The sequence below is a fragment of the Acinetobacter sp. A2 genome, assembly GCF_012371325.1.
GTDB lineage: Bacteria > Pseudomonadota > Gammaproteobacteria > Pseudomonadales > Moraxellaceae > Acinetobacter.
Map to the genome: position 1 here is coordinate 33,417 of NZ_JAAZQX010000025.1, position 7,386 is coordinate 40,802.

Sequence of the window (7,386 nt, forward strand, 5' to 3'; positions counted from 1 at the left end):
AATGGCAAGTTACGAACTCAGTGCTTTTAATCGTCAATTTCAGGCCATTTCTTTGGTCGGTGCAATTGAACAACAAAGCCCATTTACGTTAAATGTAGGCTTTTGGCTGCGCGATCCAAATCAGTGGGTCGAATGGCCTGCTTTGGTAGCGTCACATCCACGTCAGGATTTTTTGTGGGAACACACCTGCTTTGAAATTTTCATTGGGGTTCAGGGCGAAGATTTTTATCGTGAAATCAATTTATCCCCTTCTCAAGCTTGGCAAGCCTACGCCTTTGAAGAGTATCGTTATCCTGAGCAAATGCCGCCCGTGGCTGCTTACGATATTGAACTGAATCAGCTGAAACGCACACATTATGGTTTGAATGTGAGTCTGGATTTAACCGAATTTATGCTGAAACATAAACTAAAATGGACGGATTTGTTTATAGGTCTGACGGCAGTGCTAAAAACCAGTCAGGGCGAACAGTTTTATGCCATGCAACACAGCAGTCCTGCAGCCGATTTTCATAATAAACGAGATTGGTTACATCAGTTCTAATCTTGTCTAGTTTCAAAATGCGTAATCAGATTTTCATTTTGTACTTGAGCAGAAATTTGAATAAAAAAAGTGAGGCCGAACCTCACTTTTTTTATGGCTGATTAGGCTATAAGTCTTACTTGTTTAAGCTTGATCAGTCTCGTCATTCGTTTCTGTTTTTTGTGGATTAACTTTTTTCCACGCTTCCAAAGTGTGTTCTTTAGAACGCTGAAACGTTTCAACCAATTGGTCTTTATGTTTCACTGAAATGCTGCTGACATCTTCTTTCAACTCTTTACCCAGTTTAGAAAGATCATCAATAATTGCGCTAAATTCAGTTTTCACAAACTCTTTTAACTCACCTAAGTCTTTAGGTGAACCACCAAACTGTGCTTTCAATGCTTCAATTTTTTGCAATACATCTTGCTTTAATTGACCCAATTGCTCTTGCACACTAGCATTTAATTGCTTCGCTTCGTTTTGCAGTTTTTCCTGCGTTTCAGCGACAACTTCTAGCACCTGTTCTTTGGCATCATGAGTGACTTTTTCAAGCTTTTCAGCACCCTCATGCACCGCATCTTTGATTGCTTTATTGTCAGCTACTGATTTTTCTTGTTCAGTCATTTTGCTTCACCCAAGGTCGTTGTTGTTTATATTTTCAGCATAAGTGAATTTGCTCGAATATGGGTTTTGTATTGTTAGACAATCGTAGATTACTTACATTTTACTACATTGCTAAAACATAAATCGGCTAAAGAAAGCAAGCCCTTTATCTTACATATTCATCAGAAACTGAATGGACTTTTGGCGAGCTCATGCGTATAATGCAATGTTAAGTTCAAGCGAGCAGACATAGGAGGGTAGGTTTAAACATTGACCTTCCTTTTTTTTCGTCTACTCGCTTTTTTACAGCCCTATTTTTGTGGTTTTAGTTCAGGAGCTTTGGTTTGAGCACCCCCGCCATTTTAGCCCTTGCCGACGGTACAATCTTTAAAGGTACGTCTATCGGTGCAACGGGAAGTACGACTGGTGAAGTCGTTTTTAACACTGCCATGACTGGCTATCAAGAAATTTTGACCGACCCGAGTTATGCACAGCAACTTGTGACTTTAACTTACCCGCACATTGGGAACACAGGTTGTAATGATGAAGATGTCGAGTCTGGTCGTATTCATAAAGTATGGGCAAACGGTTTAATTATCCGTGATTTGCCTTTACTACACAGTAACTTCCGTTCTAATCAATCTTTAGCGGAATATTTGCAAGCACACAACGTGGTTGCGATTGCAGATATTGATACCCGTAAATTGACCCGTATTTTACGTGCCAAAGGTGCGCAAAACGGCTGTATTCTTGCTGGTGAAAATATCACTGAAGAAGAAGCAATTGCTAAAGCACGTGCATTTGGCGGCTTAAACGGCTTAGATCTTGCAAAAGTATGTTGTGATCCTGAAGGTTTTGAATGGACTGAAGGTTCATGGGAACTTGGCAAAGGCTTTACTCAACCTGAACTTAAATATCATGTGGTTGCATACGATTACGGTGTCAAAACCAACATCCTGCGTATGCTGGCAGACCGCGGTTGTAAACTGACCGTTGTTCCTGCACAAACCCCTGCTGAAAAAGTCCTTGCATTAAACCCAGATGGCATTTTCTTATCAAATGGCCCAGGCGACCCAGCTGCATGTGACTACGCAATTGAAGCTGTAAAAACAATTGTACAAACCACAAATACTCCTGTATTTGGTATCTGTTTAGGTCACCAAATCCTTGCGCTTGCATCGGGTGCAAAAACGATGAAAATGCCGCATGGTCACCATGGTGCAAACCATCCTGTACAAAACTTAGAAACAGGTACAGTGATGATTACTTCTCAGAACCACGGCTTCGCGGTAGATGAAAGTACCTTACCTAGCAATGTACGTGCAACGCACCGTTCATTGTTCGATGGCACAAACCAAGGTATTCATCGTACAGACAAGCCTGCATTTAGCTTCCAAGGTCACCCAGAAGCAAGTTCAGGTCCACATGACTGCGCACTCTTGTTCGATCATTTCATCGAACTTATTGAAGCCGCTAAGAAGTAATTAAGGAGCGAAATAATGCCTAAACGTACGGATATTAAAAGCATCTTAATTATTGGTGCTGGTCCTATTGTTATTGGTCAGGCTTGTGAGTTTGACTATTCTGGTGCTCAAGCATGTAAGGCACTTCGTGAAGAAGGTTACCGTGTTATTTTGGTCAACTCTAACCCAGCGACCATCATGACTGACCCTGTAATGGCAGATGCAACTTACATCGAACCAATCACTTGGCAAACTGTTGCAGCAATCATTGAAAAAGAACGTCCAGATGCAGTACTACCGACCATGGGTGGTCAAACTGCACTGAACTGTGCGCTTGCACTAGATGCCAACGGTATTTTAGAAAAATACAATGTTGAATTGATTGGTGCGACCAAAGACGCTATTGAAAAAGCTGAAGACCGCAAATTATTTGACCAAGCCATGCGCAAAATTGGTCTTGAATGTCCCAAAGCGGCAATTGCTGAATCTATGGAAGAAGCGCTTGAAATTCAATCTCGCTTCGGCTTCCCTGTAATTATTCGTCCATCATTCACCATGGGTGGTTCTGGTGGCGGTATTGCATACAACAAAGAAGAATTCCTAGAAATCTGTGAACGAGGTTTCGATCTTTCCCCAACCAAACAATTATTGATTGATGAATCATTGATTGGCTGGAAAGAATACGAAATGGAAGTTGTTCGTGACAAAAACGACAACTGTATTATCGTATGTTCAATTGAAAACTTTGACCCAATGGGCGTACACACAGGTGACTCAATTACCGTTGCACCTGCACAGACATTGACCGACAAAGAATACCAATTGATGCGTAATGCATCTTTAGCGGTACTTCGTGAAATTGGTGTAGAAACAGGTGGTTCTAACGTACAGTTCGGTATTTGTCCAAATACTGGCCGTATGGTTGTAATTGAGATGAACCCACGTGTATCACGTTCATCTGCGCTTGCATCTAAAGCAACAGGTTTCCCAATTGCAAAAGTTGCTGCGAAACTTGCTATTGGTTATACCCTAGATGAACTTAAAAACGACATCACAGGCGGTACAACCCCTGCGTCATTTGAACCATCAATTGACTACGTTGTAACTAAAGTTCCACGTTTCAACTTTGAAAAATTCCCACAAGCAGATGCGACTTTAACCACACAGATGAAATCTGTAGGTGAAGTGATGGCAATTGGCCGTAACTTCCAAGAGTCGATCAACAAAGCGCTTCGTGGTTTGGAAACTGGTTCTTGCGGTTTTGACGAACAAATTGAAGTGGGTGCTGAAGGCGCACGTGACAAAATTTTGGTTGAACTCAAAGTTCCTGGCCCAGAGCGTATTTGGTACGTGGCAGACGCTTTCCGTCATGGCTTCTCTGTAGAAGACGTATTCCAAGCGACCAAAATTGACAAATGGTTCCTCGTTCAGATTGAAGACATTGTTAAAACTGAAGAACAAATCAAATCTTTAGGTTTTGGTGACTTAACTGCTGAAAATGTACGTTCATTTAAACGCAAAGGTTTATCTGACTTACGTATTGCCAACTTGATGGGCATTTCACAAAAGCAATTCCGTAAACAACGTTGGAACATGGGTGTATATCCAGTTTACAAACGTGTAGATACCTGTGCTGCAGAGTTTGAATCTGACACTGCTTACATGTATTCAACTTACGATGAAGAGTGTGAATCAAATCCATCTACCAAAGACAAAATCATGGTCATTGGTGGCGGTCCAAACCGTATTGGTCAAGGTATCGAATTCGATTACTGCTGTGTACACGCAGCCCTTGCTATGCGTGAAGATGGTTACGAAACCATTATGGTGAACTGTAACCCTGAAACCGTATCTACCGATTACGACACTTCAGACCGTTTGTACTTTGAACCAATTACTTTGGAAGATGTACTTGAAATCGTACGTACAGAAAAGCCAAAAGGCATTATTGTGCAGTACGGTGGTCAAACTCCACTGAAATTGGCGCGCGCTTTAGAAGAAGCAGGTGCACCAATTATTGGTACATCACCAGATGCAATTGACCGTGCAGAAGACCGTGAACGTTTCCAACAAATGATTCAACGTCTGCAATTGCGTCAGCCGAATAACAGCATTGTAAAATCTGCTGAAGAAGGTATCGCAGAAGCAGCTAAAGTAGGTTATCCGTTAGTTGTTCGTCCATCTTATGTATTGGGTGGCCGTGCAATGGAAATCGTGTATAACGAAGAAGAACTTAAACGCTACTTGCGTGATGCAGTTCAAGCCTCTAACGATGCGCCTGTATTGTTAGACCGCTTCTTGGATGATGCGATTGAAGTTGACGTAGACTGCGTATCTGACGGTAAAGATGTGGTGATTGGCGGTATTATGCAGCACATCGAACAAGCAGGTATTCACTCTGGTGACTCTGCATGTTCAATTCCACCTTATTCATTGTCAGATGAAGTACAGGACGAAATGCGTCGTCAAACTGTTGCAATGGCAAAAGAATTGGGCGTTATTGGCTTGATGAACGTACAGTTTGCCGTTAAAGGCAATGACGTTTATATCTTAGAAGTGAACCCACGTGCATCACGTACTGTGCCATTCGTTTCTAAGTGTATTGGCGAATCATTGGCTAAAGTTGCAGCACGTTGTATGGCGGGTCAGTCTTTAGAAGCGCAAGGCTTTACTAAAGAAATCATTCCGCAACACTTCTCTGTAAAAGAAGCCGTGTTCCCATTCAACAAGTTCCCTGGTGTAGACCCAGTGCTTGGGCCTGAGATGAAATCTACAGGTGAAGTGATGGGTGTGGGTAAAACTTTTGGTGAAGCATTCTATAAAGCTGTGTTAGGCTCGAATGATCGCTTACCAGGTATCCCAACTGAAGGCGAAGTAAAACATGCATTCTTGTCTGTACGTGAGTCAGATAAACCGCATGTGGCACGTATTGCAAAACAACTGGCTGATTTTGGCTTCAAACTTGTTGCAACAGGTGGTACACACAAAGTAATCACTGATGCAGGTATTGAGTGTGAACGTGTGAACAAAGTGACTGAAGGTCGCCCACACATTGTAGACCGCTTGAAAAATGGTGAGATTCACCTCATCATCAATACATCTGAAGGCAAGCAAGCACAGCAGGATTCGTTCTCAATCCGTCGTTCTGCATTACAAGGTAAAGTGTATTACACCACAACTTTGAATGGTGCAGATGCCGTTTGCCAAGCTTTAGCAATCAAATTACCAATGGATGTATATCGCCTGCAAGACCTTACTGTAGGTTAATACATTTATGAAAAGTCCCGTCACCTTTCGGGTGGCGGGCTTTTTTTCATTTATAGACTTCAATATTTTTAAAGAGGGACAACATGCAACGTTATCCTATGACGCCTGAAGGCAAATACGCTTTAGAGCAAGAATTACAACAGCTTAAGTCGGTTGAACGTCCACGTATTACTGCTGCGATTGCAGAAGCACGTGAACATGGCGATTTAAAAGAAAATGCCGAATATCATGCTGCGCGTGAACAGCAAGGTTTCTGTGAAGGCCGTATCCAAGACATCGAAGGTAAACTGGGCGCTTGCCAAGTGATTGATGTGAAAGAGCTTGAACAAAACGGACGTGTGGTTTTTGGTGTAACCGTGACCATTGAAAACCTAGACACCGAAGAGCAAAAAACTTACAAAATTGTAGGTGATGACGAAGCTGACTTTAAAATCAACAAAATTTCAGTGAACTCGCCAATCGCACGTGGCTTATTGGGTAAAAATGAAGGCGATGAAGCCAAAATTGTGACCCCGCAAGGCGAAGTAGAATACGAAATTGTGAATGTAGAATATCTTTAAGTATTAAAGATAACTGCACACGATGCCCCTCTTTGAGGGGTTTTTTATTGTCTAAAAGTCACAATGAATGATGCATAGATTATACTGCGAAAAAAATTTAGGAAAATAAGATGGAAAATCGCTTCATTCATGCATTTGTTTATGCACTTTCAGGGGCTGTTTTAGGACTTATTTTGATTCCAGTTTGGGGACTCTATATCAATACACAGAGCAATCCCATCAACATCATATTGGCAGCATCACTCTTTTTTGGCATTTGGGGTTTCATCTTTCCCCATAGTGTCAAAAATATTTTTATGTTTTTGTGGAATTTTTTAAGATAAATACTTTAAGCTTTAAATCACTAAAGCAACCTCTTTTGAAGAATTATTATTTATCAATTAAAGTTGCCTTTTGGTGGTTGAACTATCTAGACTAACAGAGGTGGTTCCACTTGTTTGAACAACTAAAAGCGTATTTATAAGTGATATTCCGCTCTAGTTAAGCTACCTTATTTTGTTGTGGTAGCTGGTCATAGTAAAACTCATCTGGAGTCATTTTGTCCAGACTCGAATGAGGTCGTTTCAGATTATAAAACTCAAAATATGCACTCAATTGCTTTTTCGCATCTGTGACACTGCTATAAGCTTTGAGATAGACCTCTTCATATTTAACGCTCCGCCATAATCGTTCAACCATCACATTATCTACCCATCGACCTTTACCATCCATACTGATTTGAATGCCATTTGATTTCAATACATCAATAAATCCATCACTGGTGAACTGACTGCCTTGGTCTGTATTCAATATTTCAGGTGATCCATATTTTTCAATCGCTTCATTTAAAGCCGAAATACAAAAATCCACCTCCATACTAATCGATACCCTATGTGCAAGTACCTTGCGGCTATGCCAATCAATCACAGCACATAAATAAACAAAGCCTTTTGCCATAGGGATATACGTTATATCCGTAGACCACACTTGATTA

The 7,386-nt window shown here is 41.2% G+C and carries 7 protein-coding genes; 5 read left to right on the plus strand and 2 right to left on the minus strand.

All coding sequences use genetic code 11. From position 1 onward, the window contains the following. The first annotated feature begins 1 nt into the window (after position 1). Positions 2–541: a DOMON-like domain-containing protein gene (locus HHA43_RS10010; RefSeq protein ID WP_070153929.1), complete on the plus strand. Its 540-nt coding sequence runs from the start codon at positions 2–4 to the stop codon at positions 539–541. 123 nt (positions 542–664) lie between these two features. On the opposite strand, the gene HHA43_RS10015 is transcribed toward HHA43_RS10010, so the two are convergent. Further along, the gene (locus HHA43_RS10015) at positions 665–1,144 is read right to left on the minus strand and encodes a hypothetical protein (protein ID WP_168418846.1); all 480 of its coding nucleotides are present in this window, start codon (positions 1,142–1,144) and stop codon (positions 665–667) included. A gap of 323 nt (positions 1,145–1,467) precedes the next feature. On the opposite strand from HHA43_RS10015, the gene carA reads away from it, so the two are divergent. The 4 genes from carA to HHA43_RS10035 all read left to right on the plus strand — a co-directional run bounded on the left by carA (position 1,468) and on the right by HHA43_RS10035 (position 6,736). Then, the gene (carA, locus tag HHA43_RS10020; protein ID WP_168542556.1) at positions 1,468–2,607 is read left to right on the plus strand and encodes a glutamine-hydrolyzing carbamoyl-phosphate synthase small subunit; all 1,140 of its coding nucleotides are present in this window, start codon (positions 1,468–1,470) and stop codon (positions 2,605–2,607) included. Positions 2,608–2,622: 15 nt separating this feature from the next. After that, entirely contained in the window at positions 2,623–5,853 is a 3,231-nt protein-coding gene (gene carB, locus HHA43_RS10025) for a carbamoyl-phosphate synthase large subunit (protein WP_168542558.1), read from the plus strand. Between the two features lie 83 nt (positions 5,854–5,936). Then, positions 5,937–6,413, plus strand: coding sequence for a transcription elongation factor GreA (gene greA, locus HHA43_RS10030; RefSeq protein ID WP_168418849.1), 477 nt, complete (start codon positions 5,937–5,939; stop codon positions 6,411–6,413). Positions 6,414–6,523: 110 nt separating this feature from the next. Continuing rightward, entirely contained in the window at positions 6,524–6,736 is a 213-nt protein-coding gene (locus HHA43_RS10035) for a hypothetical protein (protein ID WP_168418850.1), read from the plus strand. 157 nt (positions 6,737–6,893) lie between these two features. Here the strand turns inward: HHA43_RS10035 and HHA43_RS10040 are convergent. Further along, positions 6,894–7,386 (minus strand): IS3 family transposase (locus tag HHA43_RS10040; RefSeq protein WP_168542560.1); only part of this gene is annotated, 493 nt, incomplete at its 5' end.

What these genes read in the sequence shown, in the direction of transcription:
- HHA43_RS10010 (WP_070153929.1), top strand. Translation starts at nt 2, where the DNA reads ATGGCAAGTTACGAACTCAGTGCTTTTAATCGTCAATTTCAGGCCATT.
- carB (WP_168542558.1), top strand. Translation starts at nt 2,623, where the DNA reads ATGCCTAAACGTACGGATATTAAAAGCATCTTAATTATTGGTGCTGGT.
- HHA43_RS10015 (WP_168418846.1), bottom strand. Translation starts at nt 1,144, where the DNA reads ATGACTGAACAAGAAAAATCAGTAGCTGACAATAAAGCAATCAAAGAT.
- HHA43_RS10035 (WP_168418850.1), top strand. Translation starts at nt 6,524, where the DNA reads ATGGAAAATCGCTTCATTCATGCATTTGTTTATGCACTTTCAGGGGCT.
- greA (WP_168418849.1), top strand. Translation starts at nt 5,937, where the DNA reads ATGCAACGTTATCCTATGACGCCTGAAGGCAAATACGCTTTAGAGCAA.